Origin of the sequence: Burkholderia cepacia, assembly GCF_001718835.1 — a bacterium.
Taxonomy (GTDB): domain Bacteria; phylum Pseudomonadota; class Gammaproteobacteria; order Burkholderiales; family Burkholderiaceae; genus Burkholderia; species Burkholderia cepacia_F.
In genome coordinates this window covers 2087557-2114015 of the sequence record NZ_CP013444.1, presented here as the reverse complement: position 1 = coordinate 2114015, position 26459 = coordinate 2087557, and the positions used below count along the sequence as shown (strand labels likewise).

The window sequence follows — 26459 nt, the reverse complement described above, 5'->3', positions numbered from 1 at the left end:
ATGACCGAACCCATCCAGGCGCCGGCCGCCGCACCCGAGGACACGCGCCTCGGGATCCTCGCGCGGCGCCGCATCGAAGCGGAAATCATCAAGCCGATCTACGAGATCATGAAGCGCGAGTTCGGCGCCGAGCGCGCGCAGGCCGTGATCGCGGAAGCCGTGCGCGGCGCGGCCGTCGACGCCGGCCGCACGTTCGCCGCGCAGGAGCCGGGCGGCACGAGCGTGAAGTCGTTCATCGCGCTGCAGGTGCTGTGGGAGAAGGACGATGCGCTCGACGTCGAGGTGCGGCGCGCCGACGACGCGCACTACGACTACGACGTGCATCGCTGCAGCTACGCGGAGATGTATCACGCGATGGGGCTCGGCGAGATCGGGCACCTGCTGAGCTGCGCGCGCGACAGTTATTTCATCCAGGGCTATGCGCCCGACATCGCGCTCACGCGGACGAGCACGATCATGCAGGGCGGCAAGCGCTGCGATTTCCGCTATCGGCTGACGGATGCGGCGCGCGGCAGCGAGCAGGGAGCGGGCGATGCGGCGTGACGACAACCTGCGCGCACCGCGCGTGAACGGCGACCGCCTGTGGGCGTCGCTCGACCGGATGGCGCAGATCGGCGCGACGCCGAAGGGCGGCGTCTGCCGTCTTGCGCTGACCGACCTCGATCGCGAGTCGCGCGACCTGTTCGTGCAATGGGCGCAGGACGCCGGCTGCACGGTGCGCGTGGACCGGATGGGCAACGTGTTCGCGCGCCGCGCGGGCCGCAATCCCGATGCCGCGCCGGTCATGACGGGTTCGCACGCCGATTCGCAGCCGACGGGCGGCCGTTACGACGGCATCTACGGCGTGCTCGGCGGGCTCGAGGTCGTGCGCGCGCTGAACGACGCGGGCATCGAGACCGAGCGCCCGATCGACGTCGTGATCTGGACCAACGAGGAAGGCTCGCGCTTCGCGCCGGCGATGGTGTCGGCCGGCGTGTTCTCGGGTGTCTATACGCTCGAATACGGGCTGTCGCGCACCGACGGCGCGGGCAGGACGATCGGCGAGGAACTGGCGCGGATCGGCTACGCGGGCAGCGAGCCCGTCGGCGGCTATCCGGTGCATGCGGCGTACGAGCTGCATATCGAACAGGGCGCGATTCTCGAACGGGCCGGCAAGACGATCGGCGTCGTGACGGGCGGGCAGGGGCAGCGCTGGTACGAGGTGACGCTCACCGGTGTCGACGCGCACGCGGGCACGACGCCGATGGCATTCCGTCGCGATGCGCTGGTCGGCGCCGCGCGGATGATCTCGTTCGTCGAGGTGCTCGGCCGCCGTTACGCGCCGGATGCACGTGCGACGGTCGGGATGATCGAGGCGCGGCCGAACTCGCGCAACACGGTGCCGGGCGGCTGCTTCTTCACGGTCGAGTTTCGACATCCGGACGATGCGGTGCTCGATGAACTGGATGCGGCGCTGCGCGCGGAACTTGCCCGTGTGGCCGACGAAACGGGCCTCGGCGCGCAGATCGAGCAGATCTTCACGTATGCGCCGGTCCCGTTCGCGCCGCGCTGTATCGACACGGTGCGTGACGCGGCCCGGGCGCTCGGGCTGTTGCACATGGATATCGTGTCCGGTGCGGGTCATGACGCGTGTTATGTCGCGCGCGTCGCGCCGACCGGGATGATCTTCGTGCCGTGCGTCGACGGGTTGAGCCACAACGAGGCCGAAGCGATTACGCCCGAGTGGGCGGCGGCGGGGGCGGATGTGCTGTTGCGTGCGGTGTTGCGGAGCGCGCAGGAAGCGGGCCGCTGATCGAGCCGAGGCGGCGGGGCGCCGCCAGGTCGCATCGCGCGGTCAGGCCACTTCCACCGGCCCGTGGTCGTCGCAATGATCGCCATGCGGGTGATGAAGGCGGCCGTTGACCAGATAGTCGACATGGTCGCCATGCGGTACCGCTTCGTGCCCGCATCCCGGCCCGTGGACGTGACTCGCGTCGTGGCCGCCGCAGCCCTGCGTGCACTGATCCGGATTTCTTGCGCTGACTTCGAGCGCGTGTTCGTCGACATGGTCGCCGTGCGGATGGTGCAGATGGCCATCGTGCAGGTAATCGACGTGGTCGCGATGCCTGATTGCGGTATGACCGCAGCCCGGGCCGTGCTGATGCTCATGTTGGGCATGATGGGGTTCGTTGCAGGTGCTCATGCGTATCTCCTTGATTTGCCGGGTGGCGCGGACGTCGCCGACCCGTTGGAGATAGTCTAGTGCGCACCAACGCGGATTTCGACCACGCGATGCGATCCGGCGCGGCGCCGCCTTTCCCGAGCGCCCACGGGCCTGCCACCCGTCCGGGGAGCAGGCCGATGTAAATTGGCCTGCAGTCGAAAGGGGCATTGTGCGCGACAAATGCAATGTTATATCATCTCGGCGTTCGGCCCGACGCGACCTGTCAGCGCGCTCATGCCGGTCAGAGGCCTTCCCGTAAAGGGAAGGTGCGCGTCGATGATGATACGTTATATCATTTCGGATCCGATTCGGTGCGCTTTTTCAACGCGTTCCCGCGCGAAATCGCGATCCCCACCCCGAACCGCACGATGAAAATCAACCGTTCGCTGCTTTCCCGCGCCGCCTTCCTGGCGTTCGCCGCGGCCGTCCATGTCGATGCGTTCGCCGCAGGCGCCGCCGCCACGCTGGCCGGCACCGTGGCCGACACCGTGGCCCAGGGGCAGCCGCCCGCTGCACTGGACATCGAACTCGGCAAGGACGCCGGCACGCTCGACGTGTCCGTCAACGCAAAGCGGCTCGATCGTGCCCGTAACGGCCTGCTGCCCGAGGTCGGCGCGAGCGTCTACCGGTTCTCGCAGGCCGACATCGCGACGCTGCCGCAGGGCGACAACACGCCGCTCAACCAGGTTCTGCTTCAGGCCCCGGGCGTCGCCGACGACTCCTACGGGCAACTGCACGTGCGCGGCGACCATGCGAACCTGCAATACCGGCTGAACGGCATCATCATTCCGGAACCGATCAGCGGCTTCGGCCAATCGCTCGACACCCGGATCGTCGACCAGATGAATTTCGTGACCGGCGCGCTGCCTGCGCAGTACGGCTACCGGACCGCCGGCGTGGTCGACATTCACACGAAATCGGGCGACACGGGCAACGGCGGGACGATCGATGTGTACGGCGGCAGCCATCAGACGCTGCGCACGAGCGCCGACGTATTCGGCTCGCAAGGTGCGTTCAGCTATTACTTCTCCGGCACGCTGGGCGAAAACAACCTCGGGATCGAGGCGCCGACGTCGAACGGTAGTCCGCTGCACGACCACACGCGCCAGGGCGACGCGTTCGGCTATATGTCGTACCTGATCAATCCGCTCACGCGCGTGAGCCTGATGTTCGGCGCGACGAGCAATCGCTTCGAGATTCCGAACACGCCCGGCATCGCGCCCGCATTCACGCTCAACGGCAACTCGACGTTCGATTCGGCCGCGCTGAACGAGACGCAGGCCGAACTGAACAACTTTGCGGTGCTCGCGCTGCAAGGCACGAACGGTGGCGCGCTTGACTATCAGGTCGCGCTCTTCACCCGCTATACACGCACGAAGTTCAATCCCGATCCGGTGGGCGATCTGATCTTCAATGGCGTTGCGTCCGACGATTTCCACAGCAATCGCGCGAACGGCGTCCAGACCGACTTCACTTACCGCCTGAACGATCGCCACACGCTGCGCGCGGGCCTGATGTTCGAGCGCGAGCATGCGGTTTTCAACAACGAGGTCAGCGTGTTCCCGGTCGACGCCAACGGCAATCCGCTGTCGGATCAGCCGTTGACGATCCAGGATGCGCACAGCAAGCCCGGCTATCTGTTCAGCCTCTATGCGCAGGACGAGTGGAAGATCACGCCGAAGCTGACGCTGAACTACGGTCTGCGCTTCGACCGGATGAACGAATACGTGCAGGCCGGTCAGGTGAGCCCGCGTATCGGCATCGTCTACCAGGCAACCGAAACCACCACGCTGCATGCCGGCTACGCGCGCTATTTCACGCCGCCCGCGTTCGAGCTCGTGTCCGGCTCCACGATCGCCAGCTTCAACGGCACGACGAACCAGAGCCCGAGCGCGCAGAACGACCCGGTTAAGCCGGAACGCAGCCACTACTTCGACGTCGGCATCACGCAGCGTCTCACGTCCGCCGTCACCGTCGGGCTCGACGCGTACTACAAGAAGGCGTCCGATCTGCTCGACGAAGGACAGTTCGGTACCGCCCTGATCTTTACGCCGTTCAACTATCAGGAAGGCCGCGTCTACGGGGTCGAATTCACGTCGAGCTACAAGGAGGGCAACGTGTCCGCCTATCTGAACGTCGCGTATAGCCGTGCGCAGGGCAAGAACATAGAATCCGCGCAGTTCAATTTCGGCCCGGACGAACTCGCGTACATCGCGAACAACTGGGTCTACCTCGATCACGACCAGCGCGTCACGGCGTCGTTCGGCGGCGCCTACACACTGGGCCGCACGACCTTCAGCGCGGACGGCATCGTTGGAAGCGGTTTGCGGCGGGGGTTTGCGAACACGGATCGCCTGCCTTGGTACATGCAGGTCAACCTAGGCGTGCTCGAACACTTCGAGGAGCCGATCGTCGGCAAGTTCGATGCGCGCGTGTCGCTCGTCAACGCGTTCGGCCACGTCTACGAGTTGCGCGACGGCTCCGGCATCGGCGTGGGCGCACCGCAGTACGGCCCGAGGCGCGCGATCTACGCGGGCCTGACGAAACACTTCTGATTGCCGGTTCACACGAGGTCACACGATGAATGAATGGTCAGGTTTTGCCGACGCGCTGCGTGTCGGCGGTTGGGTCGTCTATCCGCTGAGCGCGCTGGCGATCATCGCGCTGGCGATCATGCTGGACCGCGCATACACGTTCCGGCGCTTCGCCGGCGGGCGCGGCGGCGCATGGCGGGACGGGCATGCGATGCAGCGGCTGGCGGCGCTTTTCGACGACGGCGCGATGCCGCTGTGGCACGTCGAAGCGAAGGTCGACGCGGCCGCGCAGCAGATCGAGCGCGACATGAGCCGCGGTCTGTGGCTGCTCGAAACGATTGTCACGGCGGCACCGTTGCTGGGTTTGCTCGGCACGATCGTCGGCATGATGCATTCGTTCCGCCTGATCGGCGGTGACGGCCTCGTCAACCCGGCCGGTGTGTCGGGCGGGGTCGCACAGGCGCTCGTCGCGACCGCGATCGGCCTCGTGATCGCGCTCGTCGCGCTGTTCGCGTTCAATTACTTCTCGCGCCGCGTCGACCGTCTGATGGACGAGCTCGAATCGTTCGCGAACGAACGGCTCGCCGAATTGCGCCTCGCGCGCGAACGTGCGGGAGCGCCATTGTGAAACTGCGCCGCTCGCGCGCATCGAAACGTGGACGCATCGAAATCATCCCGATGATCGACGTGATGTTCTTCCTGCTCGCGACGTTCATGCTGACGTCGCTCGCGATGCAGCGACTCGACGCGGTCGGGATCGATCTGCCGCGCGGGCAGGCGCGGCAGTTGCAAGCGGATCGGCCCGTGACGCTGTCGGTGAACCGGGAAAACCAGATCTTCATCGATCGGCAGCCGGTGCCGCTCGATCGCGTCAGCAGCATCGTCGCGCATCTGCTCGGACAACATCACGACATCGTCATCGCGGCGGACGATGGTGCGGCGCATGGCGTCGTCGTGCAGGCGATGCTGGCGGCGCGACGGGCGGGGGCCGAGCATTTTCTCGTCGCGGTGCATCGTGACTAGGCGCGCTGCGGCGTCGGGCGCGTGGCCGGAACGGTACGCGCGCCGGTTCGCGGTGGCGATCGTGCTCGGCGGTGCGATCTGGGGCGCGTTCCTGATCAGCGCAATGCGGTTGTTCGTCGGCGACGAACCGGCACCGCATGCGCCGCAGACCATCCGGATGCAGCTCGTCGAACTGCCGCCGCCTGCGCCGGCCGCACCACCGGCGACGCACGAGGAACCGCAGGCGGCGCCGTCGCGAAGCATCCCGTTGAAGCCTGCATCGGTGCGGCCTGCCGCACCGGCAAAGCGGATCGAAGCGGCGCAGTCGCACGACGCGCAACCGGCGCAGCAACCGGTCACGTCGACGCCATCGCAAACCGCGCACGCGGCGCCCGACGATGCACGGCCCGCGTCCGCGGCGAAGGTGGAATCCGCCGCGACGCATCCGGCCGCGTCGGGCAACGCTCAGGCGCGCTTGTTGTCGCAGCCGTTGCCCGTGCTGCCTGACGACCTGCGAGAAGACGGATATCAGGCCGTTGCGGTCGCACGTTTTCTCGTTCACGCGGACGGCACGTTCGACATCGATCTCGTCAAGCCGACGCCGAATCCCAGGCTCAATCAGATCCTGCTCGAAACGCTGCGCCGATGGCGCTTTTTCCCCGCGATGGATAACGGTCGTCCGGTCGAGAGCCGACAGGACGTGCGCGTGCATTTCAACGTGAATTGAGCGGGTTGTGCCGCCCGCGCGAAGCGTTGTCATCGACGGTCGGAACATGGCGCTTCAGACCCGGCAAGCGCCGTTTCCCGCCCCTGTTCGAAATCGGCTTCGCGCGTGCCCGACGGCGTCAGCGACACGAAATGCATGGTCGTGTCGTTGGCCGGGAAAGCGGCGATGCCCGTCATGCCCCACGGAATCGGCGAGCGTTGGGTGCCGCGCACGATAATTTCCGCAGGCGCGAGCGCCAGCGTCAGCAGCCGCCCGTCGCGGATCGGCACGTACGCATGCGTGCCGGACACCCCGATGCCGGATTCGCGCACCGACGCCGGCAGGCAGTCGAGCGTGGCCGTGCGGCGGCCGTCCGGCGCGATCAGCATCGCGATGCCGCGATCGTCCGCCGTCGTCGTGACGACGATGAAGCGGTCGATCTCCGGCACATACGCCGACGCGTAAACGTAGTACTGGATTGCGTCGTTCAGCGTCCCCAGCTTGTCCAGCCTCGCGGTGACCGGGTCGAACATCGCGTATTCGAGCGTCGCGTCCGTGCTGCCTTCGATGAACTTCTGCCACACGAGCAGCGCGGCATGCGGCGAGCCCGCGACCACGGGCCACCACTCGCGGCGGTGCGGCGCGACCGCGACGTGGTTCAGCACGCGCCCGGCCGCGTCGTAGGTCTTCACGTAGACGCCGTTGCCGGTGCCGAGGTTGTCGACGCCGCCGCCGTCGATCCAGTCGGCGGAATAGAACACGACGAAGCGGTCGGCAGCCGTGGCGACGTGCCCCGAGTGGCCGCCCGATTCGACGTCGTTCGGGTAGGGCTTGACCGGCTTCAGGTCGCGGCGGTATACGCCGTAGCGCTGGCTGACTTCCTGCGGCGCGTTCCAGCCGTCCTCGAACGTGACGAAGATGTCGCCGCGCGCGTTCTGCGCGATCGACACGGGTTCCTGCGCCTCGGGGCGGCTGATGAACGTGCGGACATGCGCGACGCGCGCACTGCCGGGCGACCACTCGCCGACGTACACGTCATGCGGCCAGTTGCCGTTGCGCAGCGCGCCGCGCGGCACGATGCCCGAACTGCTGAAGAACACCCAGCGCTTGCCGTTGCCGGCGTCGGCCACGCCGATGCCGTGCATGAAGCGCCGCGGGTCGCCGGTGTCCTTGCGGTGTGCGGACGGGCGGGGCGCGGCCTTGTGTCTGGCGGTCGCGCCCGCGAGCGCGGCCGGCGGGGCCACGCTCGCCGCGACGACGAGACAGCAGGCGGCGCACAGCGCGCCGGCGATGGTCCGCGCCGCTTTCCGCCGGTCCGCCTTCGATCCGGCCATGATCCGCGCGCGCAGCGGCATCATTCGACGGTCACCGATTTCGCGAGGTTGCGCGGCTTGTCGACATCGGCGCCGCGCGCGCAGCCGACGTGATACGCGAGCAGTTGCAGCGGGATCACGTTGACGATCGGCGACAGCAGGTCGCCCGATTCGCGCACGCGGATCAGGTGCGTGTCGCGGTCGGCGTCGATGTCGAGCGGGCTGCCTGCCAGCACGTAGAGCCGCCCGCCGCGTGCGCGCACCTCGGCCATGTTGGACTTCAGCTTCTGGAACAGGCGGTCGTCCGGCGCGATCGTGACGACCGGCATCGCGCTCGTGACGAGCGCGAGCGGGCCGTGCTTCAGTTCGCCGGCCGCATAGCCTTCGGCGTGGATGTACGACACCTCCTTGAGCTTCAGTGCGCCTTCCAGCGCGATCGGAAAATGAATGCCGCGCCCGAGGAACAGTGCATTCTCGCGCTGCATGAAATCGGCGGCCCAGCCCATGATCTGCGTTTCCAGGGCCAGCGCATTGCCGACGCGCGCCGGCAGCCCGCGCAGCTGCTGCAGGCAGGCTGCCGCGCGCGCCGCGTCGAGCCGGCCGCGCAGCTGCGCGAGCGTCAGCGTCAGCACGAACAGCGCGACGAGCTGCGTCGTGAACGCCTTGGTCGACGCGACGCCGAGCTCGATGCCGGCCCGCGTCAGGAACCGCAGCGGCGCGTTGCGCGCGATCGTGCTGGTCGCCACGTTGCAGACCGCCATCGACAACGCCTGGCCCATGTCGCGTGCCCGCTCGATCGCGCCGATCGTGTCGGCGGTTTCGCCCGACTGCGAGATGCCGACGACGAGCGTGCGCGGATCGGCCACCGTGTCGCGGTAGCGGAATTCGCTGGCGATCTCGACCTGGGCGGGCACGCCCGCGATCGACTCGAGCCAGTATTTCGCGGTCAGGCCCGCGTAGTAGCTGGTGCCGCAGCCGAGCAGCAGCACGCTCCTGACTCTCGACAGCAGCGCGTGCGCGCCGTCGGTCGCGTCGAACAGCGCCGGCGAGATCGTGTCGATGCCGTCGAGCGTGTTGTCGATCGCCTTCGGCTGCTCGAAGATCTCCTTCTGCATGAAGTGCTGGTACGGGCCGAGCGCGGCGTCGCCTTCGCGCGCCTTCACCTGGCACAGCGGGCGTATCGCGTCGCGCCCGAGCGCATCGACGATCCGGATGTGCTCCGGCGTGATCAGCGCGACGTCGCCGTCTTCCAGGTAGACGAAGCGGTCGGTCAGGTCGCCGAGCGCCGCGCAGTCCGACGCGAGGTAGTTCTGTTCGGCACCGATGCCGATCACGAGCGGCGAGCCCGCGCGCGCGGCGACGAGGCGTTGCGGTTCGCGCGCGCTCAGCACGGCGATCGCGTACGCGCCGTGCAGCCGCTTCACCGCGCGCACGACCGCGTCGAACAGGTCGTCGCGATAGAGGCTGTGGATCAGGTGCGCGATCACCTCGGTGTCGGTCTGGCCGCGAAAGACGTAGCCGCGCTGCCGCAATTCGGCCCTGAGTGCCTCGTGGTTCTCGATGATGCCGTTGTGCACGACCGCGATCGTGTCGCCGGACATGATCGGATGGGCGTTCATTTCCGACGGTGCGCCGTGTGTCGCCCAGCGCGTATGCGCGATGCAGGTTCCCGCTTCGAGGCCGAGCATCGTCACGCGTTCCTGAAGATCGATCACGCGCCGCAGCGTGCGCTCGCTGCGCAGGCGGCCGTCGTCCTGCACGGCGATGCCGCACGAATCGTAGCCGCGATACTCGAGCCGGCTCAGCGCATTGACCAGTTGCGGCACCTGATTGTTCCGGCCGCTTGCTCCGACGATTCCGCACATGATTCACCTCGTCCAGAAGAAGTTATCGGAACGCCCGCGCGGTGCGGCGGACGTCGATGTCAGGTGCCGTGACGCGTCGTCCGGCCGACGCCGCCCCAGACTGTCTCGTTCGATTCCTCGTCGTCCCATTCGCGCGCGTGCGGCGCGGCGCGGCGCTCGTGGCGCTTCCATTCGAGCGCGGAAATCGAGCCGTCGGCGTCATGCGATGCGACGAGTATGCGCGATGCCTGTTTACCGTCGGGGTGTGCGGATTTCGCGAGGGCCGTCGTCGGTCCCGGCTTCGACTTCAGGCTGGCCGAACGCCGCAGCATCTTCGTGACGTGCCACCGGAAGGTGAGCGGGTGGATGACGCGCGCGGCGATCAGCCACGTGACCAGCGCACCGGCGATGAGCGAGATGCAGGTCACGTAGAACACCAGTTGCTCGATCGGCATTTCGTCGTCGTTGATCGGCAGCAGGTAGCGATACGTATAGATGCAGATCGATGCCCATACGGCGCCCACCAGCGCAGGCCGAATGAAGCGAAACCAGACGATTTGCGTGCATCCGGCGATGATGCCGCGATCGGCGATCATCCGGGCGGGCGAACGGAGCGAGAGGTCAATAATCGGCGCGTTCTTCATGTTGAATGCCTCGGTCGGGGCTGGTCCAGATTGCGCGTTTGCCCCGGCCTCGCGACACGATGGCGGGCAGGGCGACGACGGTGGTGACCATGCTGATCAGCCAGAATGCAACGGGGTACCAGATGGTGTCCAGGAAGTACATCAGGAGTTTTTCGTCATACTGACGATCGATCATGCTGCCGATGATCAGCTGCAGGATGCAGGTCGCAACCAGCAACATTCCGTGCCAGTGCGGCACGACCGATACGTGCCAGCTCGACGGCAGCGGATGGAACAGGCCGACGACCGACAGCAGCAGGATGAACGACATCGAATAGGCCCACGCGATGCCGATCAGGTACTCGGCGAACAGCGGCCACATCATCATCTGCGTCGGCCGCGCGAGCGTGCCTGCATATTTCATCAGCACCTGGATGCCGCCTTTCGACCAGCGCAGCCGCTGCCGGTAGAGCCCTTTCAGCGTCTCGGGCATCAGGATCCAGCTCAGTGCGTGCGGTTCGTACACGACACGCCAGTCGCGGCATTGCAGCTTCCAGCTGATGTCGATGTCCTCGGTCAGCATGTCCGAGCTCCAGTAGCCGACGTCGGCGAGCGCGGTCTTGCGGAACATCGTGACGACGCCCGACACCGTGAAGATGCGGCCATACACCTGCTGCGTGCGCTTGATCAGCCCGACGATCGACGAGAATTCGCCCACCTGCATGCGGCCGAGCAGCGACGTGCGCGTGCGGATGCGCGGGTTGCCGGTCACGGCGCCGACGCCCGGGTCGGTCAGGAAATGCTCGAGCATCCAGCCGATCGCATCGTGCGCGAGCAGCGAATCGCCGTCGATGCACAGCAGGTACTCCGCGTTCGACACCGCGGCCGCGGTCGTGAGCCCGACCGCCTTGCCTTCGTTGCGCGCATGATGGATCACGAGCAGCCGAGGGATCTCGACGGCCAGCTCGTTGAGGATCTCGCCGGTGCGATCCCGGCTGCCGTCGTTGACCGCGATGATGTCGTAGTTCGGGTACTGCATCCGGTCCAGGTGGCCGATCACGCTGCGCGCGTTCGCGGCTTCGTTGAAGCAGGGCACGACGATCGAGATCTTCGGGATGCCGCTCGACGCGATCGTCCGGGTGGACAGCTCGCGGCCTTCCTCGAGCAGGAAGTAATGCAGGACGCCGCCGATCATCCACAGGTACGACATGAAGAACGGGTAGTAGAAGACGAAATCCTGCAGGCGCTGGATGAAGTCATGTGTGATCATTTTGCCGGCTTCCCCTGGTTCTGTTGCGCCTGCATCAGTGCGTTGATCGAGGTCGGATCGAGGCGCGACTTCAGCGACATGGCGTTGCGTATGGTCGCGAGTTTCGGCTGATCGTGCAGGAAGTTGTCCGGGTAGTAACCGAAGCTCAAGGCCCCGCGGCTTCTCAGCCGCCCCATCTGCGCAAGCAGCGTGGTGCTGGAAATCTCCTTGCGGGTGCGCCAGTCGTAGGCCTGCAATTCGAACACGGTCTTCGCGAAGCCGTGCTGCCTGGTGGCGACGACGTCGACGAGCTGGTCCATCCAGCGTTCGGGGTCCGGCGCCTGTTCCATGTACGGCATCGCCATCAGCGCGACGAAGTCGTAGGCGGCGAGGAAATCGTCGTAGTTCTGCGCGAACCACGCTTCCGATTCCGGCTTCAGCACCGGCAGCGCGAAGATGTTGCGCGCCGTCAGCACGTCGCCCGCGTTCTGGTTCGCGAGCACGATCTGTTCGAGCTGGCGTGTCAGGTCGATCAGGTAGCGGCTCTTCTGCCGCGTCCAGCGCTTCATCAGGTCGGGTGTCGCGCGGATCTTGCCGATGTCGGCCGGCAGCCCCCACTGTGCATACAGTTGCAGCGCGTGCCGGCCGGCGTCTTCGTAATCGTCGAGCACGGCGTCGTCGCTGAACAGGATGCCGCTGAACGATGCGTACTTGCCGAGATCCTCGTAGATCTGCTCGATGAACAGCCGAGCTTCGGGGTCGAACGGGCTCAGGCGGTACACGCGCGAGCCGTTCTCGCGCGCCGGCGCGCCGCTATAGGCGGTGACCGTCTCGAGGTTGCGCATCTTGTCCGGCGGCGGATGGAAGGCGAGCACCGGCATCCACGCATACACCTGCACGTTCGAGCGCGTGCTGAGCTGCCAGGCGGCGCGCGAGAACAGGTCGCCGCGCATCGGCAGGTGCCGGTTCGGGAAATACAGCGATTCCGCGACACCCGTGCCCTTCGGGTCGGCGAACGCCTGCAGGTACACCGATTTCGGCTGCATCCGGTAGATGCGTTCGATGAGCTTGCCGAGATTCGCTTCCTGCCGCGCCGGATCGGGATCGTAGACCTGGTCGAGATCGACCTGCACGACGCGCTCGGGCACGTCGACGTCGCCGCGGTTGGCGGCCGGCTCGCGCATCGACCGCTCGAACCCGCCGATGTCGATGTCGTACATCATCAGGATCCGCCGCAACCGGTCGAGCGGCACGTCCGGCGTATTCGGGCCGGCATCGAGACTGAACTGGATGTCCATGCCGAGCGACGTCGAGATCTTGCGCACGGGCTGGTTTTCCGCGCCGTACGGCCAGACCATCGAGCGTGCGACGATGCCGGTGCGTTCGTGAATCTGCCGCACGCATGTCTGCAGGTCGTCGTGCACCCGCGCCTGGAATTCCGCATCGGTTTCATAGCGTTTCTCGTTCTGGAGGTACAGGTGCGACGTGGTGGCCGGCAGCTCGTTGCCCTGCGGATTCGCGACCGCGCCGTGGTGAAGGTTGTGCGTGTGGCACCCGAGCTCGACCAGCTCCGACGAACCGACCTTCTTCACCTGGTCCCACGTCATGAAGTAGTCGCGCGGCATCTGGATCTTGTCGCTGATCCTGATCGGCGTATCCGGCGGCGCGTCGATCCACGCGGTGACGATGCCCATCACGGCCGGATACTTGAAGCGCTCGAGCAGCGGCAGGACTTTCGTGTAGTGGCTGCTGTAGCCGTCGTCGAACGTGAGCAGCACCGCGCGCGGCGGCAGCGGCTTGCCGCCGTGTCGTGACGCCTCGATCTGCTTGACCGTCACGGTGTGGTAGTTGTTGGTCTGCAACCACGAGAAGATGGCCGTCAGCGTGCCGGTATCGACCGCGTACGGATCGATTATCGTGGCGCTCGCGTACGTCGACAGCAGGTTGTCGCGCACGTCATGCAGGCAGATCACGCGGAACGTCTTGCCGTCGACCGGATCGGACGGCGGCAGCAGGTCGATCATCCTTGCCTGGGTCACGCCCGGAAACAGCGAACAAGCAGCAGCTGTGCCAAGGCAACCACACATGAAGGTCCGTCTGGATTGCATACGCTGGGCTCCTGGTTCTAGAACGGCAGGTTGACCGACAGGAAGCCGGTTTCGGAGCGCTCGCGCTGGCCGTCGTACGCATGACTGCTGACTTCGACGCCGTAGGTCAGCGTGATGTCGTGCTTGAACGTCCACGCGTGCTCGAGGCGCGCGGTCCACAGCGGGCTCGTGCCGAATCCTCTCTGGTTGTATGCGCCGCCGGAAGCGGAGATGCGCTGCCGCATCGACATGTCGCTCTTCTTCCAGGCCAGCCATTGATGCATGACGGTCGCCGCGGCAGCATAGTCGCGGCCCGGGCTGAAGTAGGGCGCGTCCTGCCGCGTGTTGCTGTCGGTGCCGAGATCCAGCGACACGTTGACGATCTGGTTCGCGGACGTGTACACGCGCTGCGTGCCCGTCGCGGAAATTTCCTGGTGCAGGTTCGAATCGCTGTAGCGGCTCACGCCGTAGCTCAGCTTGACTTCGCGGCGGTCGTTCTGGCGATACACGACCGAGACGTTCGCGGAGCGGCCCCAGATGTGCGCGGCATACGCCTTCCACGGCAGCGAGTTGTCGTTGGTGTCGAGCCCGGCTGCCACCGACCAGTAATCGTCGAAGTTGTAGCTGACGGAACCGCGGCCGCCGGTTCGGCCGTCCGCGCCGAACGAGCGCGTGACTTCGCCCTGCACGGTGAGCGGGCCGTGCCGGTAGTCGCCGCCGACGCCCGTGCGTGTGCGGCTGACATTGCCGCTGTCGGTTTGGGCATGGCCGAAGAACGTATGCGAGAAGACACGCCAGTTGTCGCCGAACGGTTGCGAATACACATAGCTGTCCGACGTGAAGCTGTTGTCGGCCAGTGCGCTGTTGCCGTGCTCGAAGCTCAGGTCGGTCGTGAACACGGGGCTGCGGTAGGCCTTGTAGTCGCGCTTGAACCCGCGCACGGCGCCGCTGTCCGGGAACGTGTTGCCCAGGGTCTGGTCGATCTTGCGCGCGGCTTCATAGTCGTCTGCCGTGAGCGATGCGCGGCCGAGCCCCGCGAGCATCTCGACGCTGTCCGGGTGGTCGGTCAGCGACGCGCGATACATCGCGATCGCCTGGCGCGGATGCGACTGGCCCGAGACCGCGTCGGCATGCGCGGCACGGACTTCCGCGTTGAACGGCACTTCCTTCTCGAGCTTTTCCAGCTCGGCAATCCCTTCCTCGGTCCTGCCCGTGTTGAGCAGGAGCTGCGCGCGCAGCCGGTAGTAGCGCAGGTAGTCGTCGGTTGCCGGGTCATGTGGACGAACCTGAGCGGCCGGCGGCAGCGATTTGCCCATGTCCTCGAGCACCTGGTTCGCATCGGCCGCGCGTCCCTGGTCGACGTACGACCAGAACAGCCCCTCGCGCAATTCGATCGGGCGCGTGCGCGCGCCGTACTGGAAGCCGCGCGTCGCGTGGTCGGTCGGCGACGCGCTCGCCTGCGTCAGCGCACGTCGATAGACGGCCTCGGCCTTGCCCGGCTCACCCAGGTACAGATAGGCGTCGCCCGCGCCCGCCAGCGCATCGATCGAAATCTCCGCGTCGGGCGGGATCGTTTCGAACGACGCCACCGCCTTTTTCATGTCGCCGCGCGCGGCGTAGGCGACCGTCCGGTCGCCGGCGAGCGCCGTCCTGACCGGCGAATACTCGGGCGTGATCGGCATTTTCGCGTTGAGCTCGTCCGCCGCGCGCAGCGCGCTGTCGATCCCGTCGAAGCGGTCGGGGCTCGTCATCGAGCGCGACTTGTCGCGTCCGCCGCGCACCTGCTGGCGAATCGACAGTTCCTCGAGCCGCGCGAGATCGAATGCGGAAAAGACGTCGGGCCGGGACTTCGCCTCGTCGAGCGCCTTGACCGCGCCGCCGCTCGACGCGAGACCGAACACTTCGTCGCGCACGGCTGCTGCGTCGGCCGGTTGCGCGCGCGGGGCGCCTTGCGCCTCGGCGACGTTGCGGGGTTGGCTTGACTCGGCTCCGCCTTCGGCGGCGACGCAGGCACCGGATGCAACCAGCAGCAGCATGAGCGGCGTCTGCAGAAGAATCCGCCGGTTGCGCGGAACGGCAGTGAGTCTGCGATTGTTGATATTGGCCACGGGGTGTCCTCACTTCGAAACGGTTAGATCGGTCGTGCGCCGATCAATGCGCTCGATCTGCCGTCGAGTTTGTTGGTGATTCTGGTTCCCCGAGTACAACGTCAAGGATGGTTTCGGATGGCCTCCCCGAGCAGTGCCCGCGATTCGCCGTTCTGCGGGTCGATGGCGAGCACCCGGCTCGCGTTCTGTTCAACACAGCCCCATTGCTCGAGCACCGCGCACGAGCGCGCCTTCGTGAGCGCACGTGCGCTCTCCAGCTCCTCGTGCGTGACGCCTGCGGTGTGCGCGTGTCCGTCTTCGCCGAACGAATGCGGCCTTGCCGTGACAATCATGCGTGTCCTTGTATTGGCAACGTCATGAGGCCGTGGATGCTGATGCTGCTGGCGATGCATGCCGGCATGCCTTGCGTTGACGGCGCCGCCGGACGGTGCCGCATGTGCCGCATGTGCCGCATGCGCCGCATGTGCGTCGGTCGCGGCGACAACAGGTGGGGCGGGCGCGGGCACGGGCGGCGGTGCCGTCGCCTGCGCGTCGACGCGCGGCGCGGCCTGCGGCTCGATTTCGATCGTCACCGGCGACGTCATGCCGGTGGGTGGCGTCGATGCAACAGCAGGCCTGTCAGTGCTCCTCACTGATATGCCGACCACGCCGGATGCCTGGTGCGATGCCGTGGAAACCTCGTCGACGACATCCCGCTTGACATAGGCGAATATGCCGAAAATCACGGCAAAAGCCACGAAGCTGAGCGCCGCGTTCTTGCCCGGGCCCCAGCCCGGTTTCGGATGGCCGGAGGAGTGCATATGCTGTCGATTCACACTGGTCATGCATCGCTCCTCGATTCCATGCCTTTGCCGGTGGAACGCTTACCACCGCAGTTGCGTGTTCAGCACGCCTGTTTCGACGATCGCGAATTTCGTTTCGCCCTGGTACGTGCCCTCGATCCGGTAACTTGCGTCGGGCACGCTGAACAGGCAGCGCGACCCGGTCGCGTTGAATTCGACGAGCACGCGACCGTGGCGCCTCAGCCGCACTTGAACGTTGACGAGCGGATTGCCGGATTGGGCGGAAGCAAATGACACGCCCAGGTTGTAGGGACGCCCGTCGGGCGGAAGCGGTGCCGTGCCGTCGATCCGTGCGTCACCGCAGATGTATGAAATCACATAACGCTGCGTGTCCGGCTCGGACGCGGGGGCCGTCTGGGCCATTGCCACGACGCCCATGCAAAGCATTGAAGCGGCAGTGGCTGCAGCAGGAACAGCGTGCTTTCGAAACGAAGATAACATCGAGACCTCCGTTCGCGTTTGATAGCAAGCATACATTCCGGAACAAAAAACGCAAAGGCCATTCGCCATTTTCCAACGGCCTATTCACTTTCATGGGTCGATTAATAAAATACCGTGCATGACGTGGAAGTGGCGATGTTCGGGAACATAATATCTGAAATGGGAATGACGGCGGTTTCGTGCGATCAATAACGGCCGAAAAAACAAACCTCCCCGGATTGCTGCCTCGCGTGGCCGTTTCAACTTGCAGAACATAATATGGAAAGAAGGTTGCCGCGCGCTTTGTTCCGATGACGTGACGTGACGAATGGAAATTTTGCCGCCCATCCGTCTGCCTTATTGCGCGACGCGGGATGTTCGAGGGGCCGCGCCCGCTAATGGGGTTGCGAGTGAATTTGCATCACTGATAACGACTGACAATTGAAGATTTTCCGTCATGTGGAAGGGGGCGTTTTGAGCTGGCGCGTGGAATTGTATTTTTGGTCCTGGTTGTTTGGTTGAATAAATGACGTGGTTTCAAGGGTGAGGGATTTTGATGATTGGGTATTCCATTTGTGATATCGAAATGGCATTTGTGTGATTTCAATGAAAATCTCGTGAAAGATCCCCGTGCGGCTACGGGGCGGGCGTGTCCGGGAAAAGGGGTTTTCGCGCCCGATTGATATTCGGCATTTGAAATGGCTCATCGGTGTTAACGCCGACGGGATATTTACTTATTGGCAGCGGATTACGACTGAATATTGGCCGGGAGCGGCGACGCAACCTGCCCATGCGTGGGCGCGGCATCCCGGGAATGGTCCCGGAGGCGACGCGCTGAAACGCGAGGAGGAGGTGCTATCGCCAGACCAATTCGGTGCGCGGCAAGTCGGGCAGGGCGCCGTGCGCGATCAGGCCGGCAGGAAATTCGTCATCCTGATGGAAGCGCAACGAAGAGGCTGGCTTGAAATGGTGCGGGCCGATATTCCCCTGCGCAACCGGTCAACGGCACCGCACCCGCCCGGCCTGCATTACCGCCCGCCGCCGCTCGCAGTCCGTCTCGCGGCCCGCGTCGCCGGCGCCGGCGGAGCGGCCGTTGCCGTCGCCGCGCCGCGCGGCCGGTTCATGATGTACGTCCACAGTTGCTCGGCCGCGAGCCCGCGCTTGCGGGCCGACCGATACAGGCGGATTTCGAGCTCGGTGATCCAGTCGCCGGAACCCGCGCACACGAGCGTGCCTTCCGCGAGCTCCTTCGCGACGCAGCTTTCCGGCAGCCAGCCGATCCCGTGCCCGGCCACGACCATGCCTTTCAACGCCTCGGACATGTGCGTCTCGAAGCACCGGTGCAGCACGTACGGCTCGGTTGCATTCAGCAGCAGCATCTCGACGATGTTGCCGAGGAATGCGCCCGACGAATACGCGAGCAGCGGCAACGGCTCGCCCGGCCGGCCGGGCAGCTGGAACACGGGCTTGCCGGCCGCATCGGGCGTCGATACGGGCAGGATCCGTTCGACGCCGAGGCTGACGAACGGGAAGTGGTTCGGGTCGAGCACGATCGGCAACTGCGGATGGTGATAGCCGAGCAGCAGGTCGCATTCCCCTTCGACGAGCTGCTGCACGCCTTCCGGCACGTTCACCGCGTTCACGCGTGCGGTCACGTGGCCGACTTCGCCGTTGAGCTGCTTGAGCCATTCGGGAAACAGCGTGAAGACGAGCGTATGGGCGACCGCGAAACGCACGACCTGATCGCTGGCCGCGAACTGGTCGTAGCCGTTCACGAGATTGCGCGCCGCATACATGCTGCGCAGGATGTCCGCGGCGAGCCCGCGGAACATCTGGCCGGCCGGCGTCAGCGTGATCGGGTTGATGCTCCGGTCGACCAGCTTCGCGTCCATCCACGTTTCGAGCGCGGCGATTCGTCGGCTGAACGCCGACTGCGTGAGGTGCCGGTGACGTGCGGCCCGGGAAAAACTCTTGGTATCCGCAAGGCTCAGGAAATCTTCCAGCCACTTTGCTTCCATTTCGATCTTCGTCTTTTATATAGTCGGGCGCTTGCCGAAGCCGGCGCGGGTTTTCTGCACGAACCTTCTAGCGTACCGCGCCTCGTGTCGAGCATACCGATGTTTTTTTTCGATCGGTGTCAGTCGAAATATGCATGGGCGTTGTCGCCATAAATACGGCTGCATAACGTTGTCATGCCGGACAAGGCTAACCGGTTAGTTCATCTCGCGTCTGAACCCGCCGGCTGGCCGTGGACGGTACTTCCCCCAGGGCCGGTTGCGCCGTGTGCGTGCCGGCCCGCCTCTCTCGCCGACGCGATGCAGCAATCCGGTGCGCGGGGCATCGCGCCGGAGCGGCCGCGAATGCTGCACCGCAGATTGCACATTGATGACACGCGGGAGAACCATGATCGTGACACGCGGCGCACCGATGCCGCGAATCGCGTCGCGCGCTGCACCGTCGTGGTGCGGCATGCCGCCGGAGCGTGCCGGCGGCGCGGCGAAATCGGGGAATGGCAAGGCACGTTCCTTGCAACGCAGTCGTTACGCCGGTCCGGCATGCGCAATGCCGGGGAAAACGATCGATGGAGAAAAGATCGATGAAGCCATTCGATGAAATGCTGCAATCCGGCGACATGGTAAGGGCGCCTTACGCGCGCCTGAAGCAGTGGCTCGACACGCAGAATCCCGCGAGCCTCGCCCAGAAAGCCCATGACGCGGAAGGCGTGTTCCGCAAGACGGGCATCACGTTCGCCGTCTACGGCGACGCGGAGGCCGCCGAGCGGCTGATTCCGTTCGACATCGTCCCGCGCATTATTTCCGGGAGCGAGTGGAATCGGCTGTCGCTCGGCATCGAGCAGCGCGTGATGGCGCTCAACGCCTTCCTCGACGACATCTACCATCGCCAGGAAATCGTGCGCGCGGGCATCGTGCCGAAGCACCTGATCGCGCACAACGAAGCGTTCATCCCGGAGATGATCGACTTCCGGCCGCCCGGAAACGTTTACACGCACATCATCGGCGTCGACATCGTGCGCACCGGCGAGAACGCGTTCTACGTGCTGGAAGACAACGCGCGCACGCCGTCCGGCGTGTCGTACATGCTGGAAAACCGCGAGACGATGATGCAGCTCTTCCCGGAGCTGTTCCAGCAGGTGAAGGTGCGCCCGGTCGAAACCTATCCGCAGATGCTGCGCCAGTCGCTCGCGGCCGTATGCCCGCCGGGCGGCAACGCCGACAACCCGACCGTCGCCGTGCTCACGCCCGGCATCCACAACTCCGCGTACTACGAACATTCGTTCCTCGCCGACCAGATGGGCGTGCATCTCGTCGAAGGCAGCGACCTGCAGGTGATCGACGGCCGCGTCGCAATGCGCACGACCGAAGGTTTCCAGCCGATCGACGTGCTGTATCGCCGCGTCGACGACGCGTTCCTCGATCCGCTCACGTTCCGACCCGATTCGGTGCTCGGCGTCGCGGGGATCATGGACGTCTATCGCGCGGGCAACATCACGATCGCGAATGCGCCCGGCACCGGCATCGCCGACGACAAGGCGATCTACTCGTACATGCCGGAGATCGTCGAGTTCTACACGGGCCGCAAGGCGCTGCTGGAGAACGTGCCGACCTGGCGCTGCGGCGAGGCCGACAGCCTGAAGTACGTGCTCGACCATCTCGACGAACTGGTCGTGAAGGAAGTGCACGGTTCGGGCGGCTACGGGATGCTGGTCGGGCCGTGCGCGTCGAAGGCCGAGCTCGAGGCGTTCGCCGCGAAGCTGCGCGCACGCCCCGCGAACTACATCGCGCAGCCGACGCTCGCGCTGTCCACGACGCCGATCCTGACCGACGCCGGCCTTGCGCCGCGCCACGTCGACCTGCGGCCGTTCGTGCTGGTGTCGGACCGGATCCGCATCACCCCGGGCGGGCTCACGCGGGTCGCGCTGAAGGAGGGATCGCTCGTCGTCAACTCGAGCCAGGGCGGCGGCACCAAGGACACCTGGGTGCTGGCCGACTGAGCCGGATGCTACCGCGTGCGCCGGAGCCGGCGCGCGAACCGAACGAAGACGGAGTGGACACGAGATGCTTCTGGGACGTACTGCAAGCGGTCTCTACTGGATGTACCGCTATATCGAGCGCGCGGAGAACATCGCGCGCATCGTCGATGCCGGGCTGCGGATGGCGCTCACGCGCACGTCCGACGCGCCGGCCGAATGGTCGTCGGTGCTCGTCAGCTCGGGCACGGATGAAGGCTACCGGCAGAAATACGACGCGTATGCGGCCGATACCGTGACCGACTACCTGCTGCGCGACCGCGACAACCCGTCGAGCGTGCTGTCGTGCATCGAGGCCGCGCGCTCGAATGCGCGGATGGTGCGCACGGCGCTCACGCGCGAGGCGTGGGAGAGCGTGAACGGCGCATGGCTCGCGCTGCGCCGCGCGCTCGCGCAGCCGGTGCCGGAAAGCGAACTGCCGGCCGTGCTCGACCAGGTGAAGCGCGAAACCGCGCTGATCCTCGGCAGCTTCTACAGCACCATGCTGCGCAACGAGATCTTCGATTTCGCGCAGATCGGCGCGTTCGTCGAGCGCGCGGACAACACCGCGCGGATCATCGACGTGAAATACCACCTGCTGCTGCCGTCGGTGTCGCACGTCGGCACGATCCTCGACAACTACCAGTGGGAGACGATCCTGCGCTGCGTCGCCGCGCACCGTTCGTACCGCTGGGTGTACGACGTGCAGTACAAGCCGCTGAACATCGCCGACTACCTGATCCTGAACGGCCGCATGCCGCGTTCGCTGCGCTATTGCTACGGGCGCGTCGTATCGAGCCTGAACCTGCTCGCGAAGGATTACGGCGTGACACATCCGTGTCACGACACGGCCGCGAAGATCCTGCAGATGTTGTCCGATACGTCGGTCGAGCGGATCTTCAAGAGCGGCCTGCACGAGTTCCTGACCGACTTCATCGGCCGCAACAACAGCCTCGGGCTCGAAATCGCCCAGGCCTACAACTTCGACTGAGACTTGCCATGCGACTCGCCATCCGACACATCTCGCGTTATCAGTTCGACGATCAAGCCACCCACGCACTGCAACGGCTGCGGCTGCGCCCGCAGTCGGGCCCCGGGCAGACGGTGCGCGCGTGGCAGGTCACGATCGATGGCGTCGAGCCGACGTTGTCCTATGCCGACGGGCTCGGCAACCGGATCGACCTCGTGCGGCACGACCGCGGCGCGAAGGCCGAGATCGTCGTCGTCGCGGCCGGCGTCGTCGAGACGCAGGATCGCGCGGGCATTCTCGGGAATCCCGAAGGCTATGCGCCGCCGTGGATCTTCGAGCGCGAGACCGCGCTCACGAAGGCGGGCGACACCGTGCGTGCGCTCACGCAGGCGCTGCCGATCGAGCCGCGCAGCCTCGACGCGCTGCACTGGCTGATGACGGAAGTGCATGACCGCATCGCGTATGCGCCGAACCTGGCCGCCGACGCGCCCGTCGATGCGGAAACCGCGCTGCAAAGCGGCGAGGGCACGAGTCGCGACCATGCGCATGCGTTCATCGCGGCCGCGCGCGTGCTGAAGATTCCCGCCCGCTATATCTCGGGCTACGTGCTGGCCGACAGCGCGATGCAGCGCATCGCCGACGCGAAGCAGCACGGCGGCGGCGCGCAGGAGGAAGAAGCCGTCGCGCTGCAAAGCGGTGACGGGATGCAGCAGGCGCTCGGCCAGCGCGTCGATGAAGCGCACGCGTCGCAGTCGCAGGGGCTGCCGCAGCCGGCGCTCGGTGCGCAGCCGCAAGCGGCCGGGCTGATGCAGCAGCCGGCCGGCCATGCGTGGGCCGAGGCCTATGTCGAAGGGCTCGGCTGGGTCGGGTTCGATCCGTTCATGAATCGCTGCCCCGACGAGCGTTACGTGCGCATCGCGGTCGGCCTCGACTATCGCGACGCGCAGCCGGTGACGGGGCTCGGCGCGACGGCCGTCGGCGTCGAGATCAGCGTCGTGCAGTCGCCGGAACTGGTCTGACGCGCACGTCAGCCGACGAACCCGTCGCGCCGCTGCGCCGCGCCCGATCCGGCGCGGCGCGACGGCCCGATCCAACCTGAGCCGAGCCGCTTCGCCATGTCCATCCACGTCGCGCTGCATCACACCACCCGCTATCGCTACGACCGGCTCGTCAACCTCGGCCCGCAGGTCGTGCGGCTGCGGCCCGCGCCGCACTGCCGGACGCCGATCCTCGCGTACTCGATGACGGTCGAGCCCGCGCAGCACTTCATCAACTGGCAGCAGGACCCGTTCTCGAACTATCTCGCGCGGCTCGTGTTTCCGGAGCGCACCGAGCACTTCGAGATCACGATCGATCTCGTCGCCGAGATGTCGGTGTACAACCCGTTCGACTTCTTTCTGGAGGCGAGCGCGGAGCAATACCCGTTCAGCTATGACGATGCGCTGAAGACCGAGCTCGCGCCGTATCTCGCGTGCGATCCGCAGACGAGCGCGGCGCCGCTGTTCCGCGCGTACGTCGACGGCGTCGATCGCACGCCGGCCGGCACCGTGAACTTCCTCGTCGCGCTGAACCAGCAACTGCAGCGCGACATCGGTTATCTCGTGCGGATGGAGCCGGGCGTGCAGACGCCCGAGCAGACGCTCGAGCTGGCGTCCGGCTCGTGCCGCGACAGCGCGTGGCTGCTCGTGCAGCTGTGCCGCCATCTCGGCATCGCCGCGCGTTTCGTGTCGGGCTACCTGATCCAGCTCACGCCCGACGTGAAGTCGCTCGACGGCCCGAGCGGCACGTCGGTCGACTTCACCGACCTGCATGCATGGTGCGAGGTGTACCTGCCGGGCGCCGGCTGGATCGGCTTCGACCCGACCTCGGGCCTGCTCGCGGGCGAAGGCCACATTCCGCTGGCGTGCACGCCGCAGCCGACGAGCGCCGCGCCGGTCGAGGGGCTGATCGACGAGTGCGAGGTGTCGTTCGAGCACGAGATGACCGTGACGCGCGTGTACGAATCGCCGCGCGTGACGAAGCCGTATACGGAATCGCAATGGGACGCCGTGCTGGCGCTCGGCACGCAGGTCGACGGCGCGCTGGCGGCCGGCGACGTGCGGCTCACGCAGGGCGGCGAGCCGACCTTCGTGTCGATCGACGATCGCGACGGCGCCGAATGGAACACCGACGCGCTCGGCCCGACCAAGCGCGGCTACGCGACCGAACTCGTGCAGCGGCTGCGCGCCGAATACGGCGACGGCGGCTTCCTGCATTTCGGCCAGGGCAAGTGGTATCCGGGCGAGCAGTTGCCGCGCTGGGCACTGTCGATCTTCTGGCGTGCCGACGGCCAGCCCGTGTGGCATGACCCGTCGCTGTTCGCCGACGAACGCGAGCCGTCCGCGTATACGACCGACGACGCGAAGCGCTTCATCGACGCGCTGGCCGCGCGGCTGAACCTGACCGGCGAATTCATCCGGCCCGGCTACGAGGACGTCTGGTACTACCTGTGGCGCGAGCGCCGGCTGCCGGTCAACGTCGACCCGTTCGACTCGCGCCTCGACGACGAGCTCGAACGCGCGCGGCTGCGCAAGGTGTTCGAGCAGCAGCTCGACAGCGTGGTCGGCTACGTGCTGCCGGTCAAGCGCGCGGACAATGCGCCCGGCCTCGACGGCCCACGCTGGCAGACCGGCCCGTGGTTCTTCCGCGACGAGCGGATGTACCTCGTGCCCGGCGATTCGCCGATGGGGTATCGGCTGCCGCTCGATTCGCTGCCGTGGGCCAGCCGCGCCGACTATCCGTATCTCGTCGAGCGCGATCCGTTCGCGCCGCGCGACGCGCTGCCGGACGCCGCCGTGATCCGCGCGCGCTACGCGGGGCCGGCCGATGCGCCGCGCTACCTGTCCGGCGTGCATCGCGAGGCGTCCGCGCAGACCGTGATGCAGTGGCGCGACGACGGCACGGCCGGGAACGGTCGGCCTGCCGCACGCGACCCGAATCGCGTTCCCGAGCGCTTCGAGTCGGCCGCATGGATCACGCGCACCGCGCTGTGCGTCGAAGTGCGCAACGGCATCCTGTACCTGTTCATGCCGCCGCTTGCCGCGCTCGAGGATTATCTCGACCTGCTCGGCGCGATCGAGCTGACCGCGCACGCGCTGGGCGTGAAGCTCGTGCTGGAAGGCTATCCGCCGCCGCGCGACGCGCGGCTGAAGCTGCTGCAGGTCACGCCCGATCCCGGCGTGATCGAGGTGAACATCCATCCGGCCAGCAACTTCGACGAACTCGTCGACCACACCGAGTTCCTGTACGACGCCGCGTGGCAGTCGCGGCTGTGCAGCGAGAAGTTCATGGTCGACGGCCGCCACGTCGGCACCGGCGGCGGCAACCACTTCGTGCTCGGCGGCGCGACGCCGGCCGACAGCCCGTTCCTGCGCCGCCCGGACCTGCTCGCGAGCCTGATCGCGTACTGGCACAACCATCCGTCGCTGTCCTACCTGTTCTCCGGGTTGTTCATCGGGCCGACGAGCCAGGCGCCGCGCGTCGACGAGGCGCGCAACGACCAGCTCTACGAGCTCGACATCGCGTTCGCCGAGATCCAGCGCAACAAGCTCCTGTTCGGGCAGGACATGCCGCCGTGGCTGGTCGATCGCGTGCTGCGCAACCTGCTGATCGACGTGACGGGCAACACGCACCGCAGCGAATTCTGTATCGACAAGCTGTATTCGCCCGACTCGTCGACCGGCCGGCTCGGCCTGCTCGAACTGCGTGCGTTCGAGATGCCGCCGCATGCGCGGATGAGCATCGTGCAGCAGTTGCTGCTGCGCGCGCTGGTCGCGCGTTTCTGGGCCGCGCCGTACACGACGCCGCTCACGCGCTGGGGCACCGCGCTGCATGACCGCTTCATGCTGCCCGAGTTTCTTCAGATGGATTTCGACGACGTGCTGGCCGAGCTGCGCGACGCCGGTTTCGCGTTCGATCCGGCGTGGTTCGCGCCGCACTTCGAATTCCGCTTCCCGCTGTTCGGCCAGATCGCGGTGAACGGCATGCAGCTGTCGCTGCGCGGCGCGCTGGAACCGTGGCACGTGATGGGCGAGGAGGGGGCGCCCGGCGGCACGGTGCGCTACGTCGATTCGTCGGTCGAGCGGCTCGAAGTGCGCGTGACGGGGCTGAACGACAACCGCCACGTCGTGACCGTCAACGGCCGCGCGTTGCCGCTGCAGCCGACCGGCACCGTCGGCGAATACGTCGCGGGTGTGCGCTACAAGGCGTGGTCGCCGCCGTCCGCGCTGCATCCGACCATCGGCGTGCACGCGCCGCTCACGTTCGACATCGTCGATACGTGGCTGCAGCGCTCGCTCGGCGGCTGCCGCTATCACGTCGCGCATCCGGGCGGGCGCAACTACGCGACGTTCCCGGTCAATGCCTACGAAGCCGAGAGCCGCCGGCTCGCACGCTTCGTCGAGATGGGGCATACGCCGGGGCGGATGGAGGTCGCGCCCGCCGCGCCGAGCCGCGAATTCCCGTTCACGCTAGACCTGCGGCGGCCCTGAGC

General features: G+C 66.4%; 21 protein-coding genes. 12 read left to right on the top strand and 9 right to left on the bottom strand.

What is annotated here, in order from left to right:
- The 7 genes from WT26_RS29345 (at nucleotide 1) to WT26_RS29315 (ending at nucleotide 6466) form a co-directional block, all read left to right on the top strand.
- Nucleotides 1-543, top strand: a complete 543-nt coding sequence (locus WT26_RS29345) for an L-2-amino-thiazoline-4-carboxylic acid hydrolase (protein ID WP_069274603.1) — start codon at nucleotides 1-3, stop codon at nucleotides 541-543.
- Complete coding sequence (locus tag WT26_RS29340) at nucleotides 533-1792, top strand: Zn-dependent hydrolase (RefSeq protein ID WP_069275190.1); 1260 nt, start codon at nucleotides 533-535, stop codon at nucleotides 1790-1792. The genes WT26_RS29345 and WT26_RS29340 overlap by 11 nt, the downstream gene beginning before the upstream one ends.
- Before the next feature lie 75 nt (nucleotides 1793-1867).
- Nucleotides 1868-2242, top strand: a complete 375-nt coding sequence (locus tag WT26_RS38165) for a hypothetical protein (protein WP_069274602.1) — start codon at nucleotides 1868-1870, stop codon at nucleotides 2240-2242.
- A 329-nt stretch (nucleotides 2243-2571) separates the two neighbouring features.
- Nucleotides 2572-4758 (top strand): TonB-dependent receptor, encoded by a 2187-nt coding sequence (locus WT26_RS29330; protein WP_069275189.1) that lies wholly within the window; start codon nucleotides 2572-2574, stop codon nucleotides 4756-4758.
- Between the two features lie 25 nt (nucleotides 4759-4783).
- Entirely contained in the window at nucleotides 4784-5365 is a 582-nt protein-coding gene (locus WT26_RS29325) for a MotA/TolQ/ExbB proton channel family protein (protein ID WP_069274601.1), read from the top strand.
- Nucleotides 5362-5760, top strand: a complete 399-nt coding sequence (locus WT26_RS29320; RefSeq protein WP_069271383.1) for an ExbD/TolR family protein — start codon at nucleotides 5362-5364, stop codon at nucleotides 5758-5760. The genes WT26_RS29325 and WT26_RS29320 overlap by 4 nt, the downstream gene beginning before the upstream one ends.
- The gene (locus tag WT26_RS29315; protein WP_230461645.1) at nucleotides 5681-6466 is read left to right on the top strand and encodes an energy transducer TonB; all 786 of its coding nucleotides are present in this window, start codon (nucleotides 5681-5683) and stop codon (nucleotides 6464-6466) included. The genes WT26_RS29320 and WT26_RS29315 overlap by 80 nt, the downstream gene beginning before the upstream one ends.
- Before the next feature lie 29 nt (nucleotides 6467-6495).
- Here WT26_RS29315 and WT26_RS29310 read toward each other — a convergent pair whose 3' ends face one another.
- The 9 genes from WT26_RS29310 to WT26_RS29270 all read right to left on the bottom strand — a co-directional run bounded on the left by WT26_RS29310 (nucleotide 6496) and on the right by WT26_RS29270 (nucleotide 18949).
- Nucleotides 6496-7803, bottom strand: a complete 1308-nt coding sequence (locus WT26_RS29310; RefSeq protein WP_069274600.1) for a hypothetical protein — start codon at nucleotides 7801-7803, stop codon at nucleotides 6496-6498.
- The gene (gene glmS / locus WT26_RS29305) at nucleotides 7800-9623 is read right to left on the bottom strand and encodes a glutamine--fructose-6-phosphate transaminase (isomerizing) (protein ID WP_069274599.1); all 1824 of its coding nucleotides are present in this window, start codon (nucleotides 9621-9623) and stop codon (nucleotides 7800-7802) included. Before glmS ends, WT26_RS29310 begins: the two co-directional genes overlap by 4 nt.
- A gap of 59 nt (nucleotides 9624-9682) precedes the next feature.
- Nucleotides 9683-10246 carry a Biofilm PGA synthesis auxiliary protein PgaD gene (locus WT26_RS29300; protein WP_230380761.1) on the bottom strand — a complete coding sequence of 188 codons (564 nt, stop codon included), beginning with the start codon at nucleotides 10244-10246 and terminating at the stop codon, nucleotides 9683-9685.
- Nucleotides 10224-11495, bottom strand: a complete 1272-nt coding sequence (gene pgaC, locus WT26_RS29295) for a poly-beta-1,6-N-acetyl-D-glucosamine synthase (protein WP_069274598.1) — start codon at nucleotides 11493-11495, stop codon at nucleotides 10224-10226. The genes WT26_RS29300 and pgaC overlap by 23 nt, the downstream gene beginning before the upstream one ends.
- On the bottom strand, nucleotides 11492-13582 hold the full coding sequence (pgaB, locus tag WT26_RS29290) for a poly-beta-1,6-N-acetyl-D-glucosamine N-deacetylase PgaB (RefSeq protein WP_069274597.1): 2091 nt from the start codon (nucleotides 13580-13582) through the stop codon (nucleotides 11492-11494). The genes pgaC and pgaB overlap by 4 nt, the downstream gene beginning before the upstream one ends.
- A 17-nt stretch (nucleotides 13583-13599) precedes the next feature.
- Complete coding sequence (gene pgaA / locus WT26_RS29285; RefSeq protein WP_069275188.1) at nucleotides 13600-15597, bottom strand: poly-beta-1,6 N-acetyl-D-glucosamine export porin PgaA; 1998 nt, start codon at nucleotides 15595-15597, stop codon at nucleotides 13600-13602.
- A gap of 173 nt (nucleotides 15598-15770) precedes the next feature.
- Nucleotides 15771-16493, bottom strand: coding sequence for a hypothetical protein (locus WT26_RS29280; RefSeq protein ID WP_069271379.1), 723 nt, complete (start codon nucleotides 16491-16493; stop codon nucleotides 15771-15773).
- 39 nt (nucleotides 16494-16532) lie between these two features.
- Nucleotides 16533-16952: a hypothetical protein gene (locus tag WT26_RS29275; RefSeq protein ID WP_069274596.1), complete on the bottom strand. Its 420-nt coding sequence runs from the start codon at nucleotides 16950-16952 to the stop codon at nucleotides 16533-16535.
- A 1007-nt stretch (nucleotides 16953-17959) separates the two neighbouring features.
- A complete protein-coding gene (locus tag WT26_RS29270; protein ID WP_069274595.1) occupies nucleotides 17960-18949 on the bottom strand; it encodes a LysR substrate-binding domain-containing protein in 990 nt (329 codons plus the stop codon).
- A 342-nt stretch (nucleotides 18950-19291) separates the two neighbouring features.
- Here WT26_RS29270 and WT26_RS37755 point away from each other — a divergent pair, with 342 nt between their 5' ends.
- The 5 genes from WT26_RS37755 to WT26_RS29250 all read left to right on the top strand — a co-directional run bounded on the left by WT26_RS37755 (nucleotide 19292) and on the right by WT26_RS29250 (nucleotide 26457).
- Nucleotides 19292-19531 carry a hypothetical protein gene (locus WT26_RS37755; RefSeq protein ID WP_155774707.1) on the top strand — a complete coding sequence of 80 codons (240 nt, stop codon included), beginning with the start codon at nucleotides 19292-19294 and terminating at the stop codon, nucleotides 19529-19531.
- The gene (locus WT26_RS29265; RefSeq protein WP_069274594.1) at nucleotides 19528-20943 is read left to right on the top strand and encodes a circularly permuted type 2 ATP-grasp protein; all 1416 of its coding nucleotides are present in this window, start codon (nucleotides 19528-19530) and stop codon (nucleotides 20941-20943) included. Before WT26_RS37755 ends, WT26_RS29265 begins: the two co-directional genes overlap by 4 nt.
- Nucleotides 20944-21007: 64 nt before the next feature.
- Entirely contained in the window at nucleotides 21008-21949 is a 942-nt protein-coding gene (locus WT26_RS29260) for an alpha-E domain-containing protein (RefSeq protein WP_059530174.1), read from the top strand.
- An 8-nt stretch (nucleotides 21950-21957) separates the two neighbouring features.
- Nucleotides 21958-22947 carry a transglutaminase family protein gene (locus WT26_RS29255; RefSeq protein WP_069274593.1) on the top strand — a complete coding sequence of 330 codons (990 nt, stop codon included), beginning with the start codon at nucleotides 21958-21960 and terminating at the stop codon, nucleotides 22945-22947.
- A 96-nt stretch (nucleotides 22948-23043) separates the two neighbouring features.
- Nucleotides 23044-26457 (top strand): DUF2126 domain-containing protein, encoded by a 3414-nt coding sequence (locus WT26_RS29250; protein WP_069274592.1) that lies wholly within the window; start codon nucleotides 23044-23046, stop codon nucleotides 26455-26457.
- Nucleotides 26458-26459: the final 2 nt, after the last annotated feature.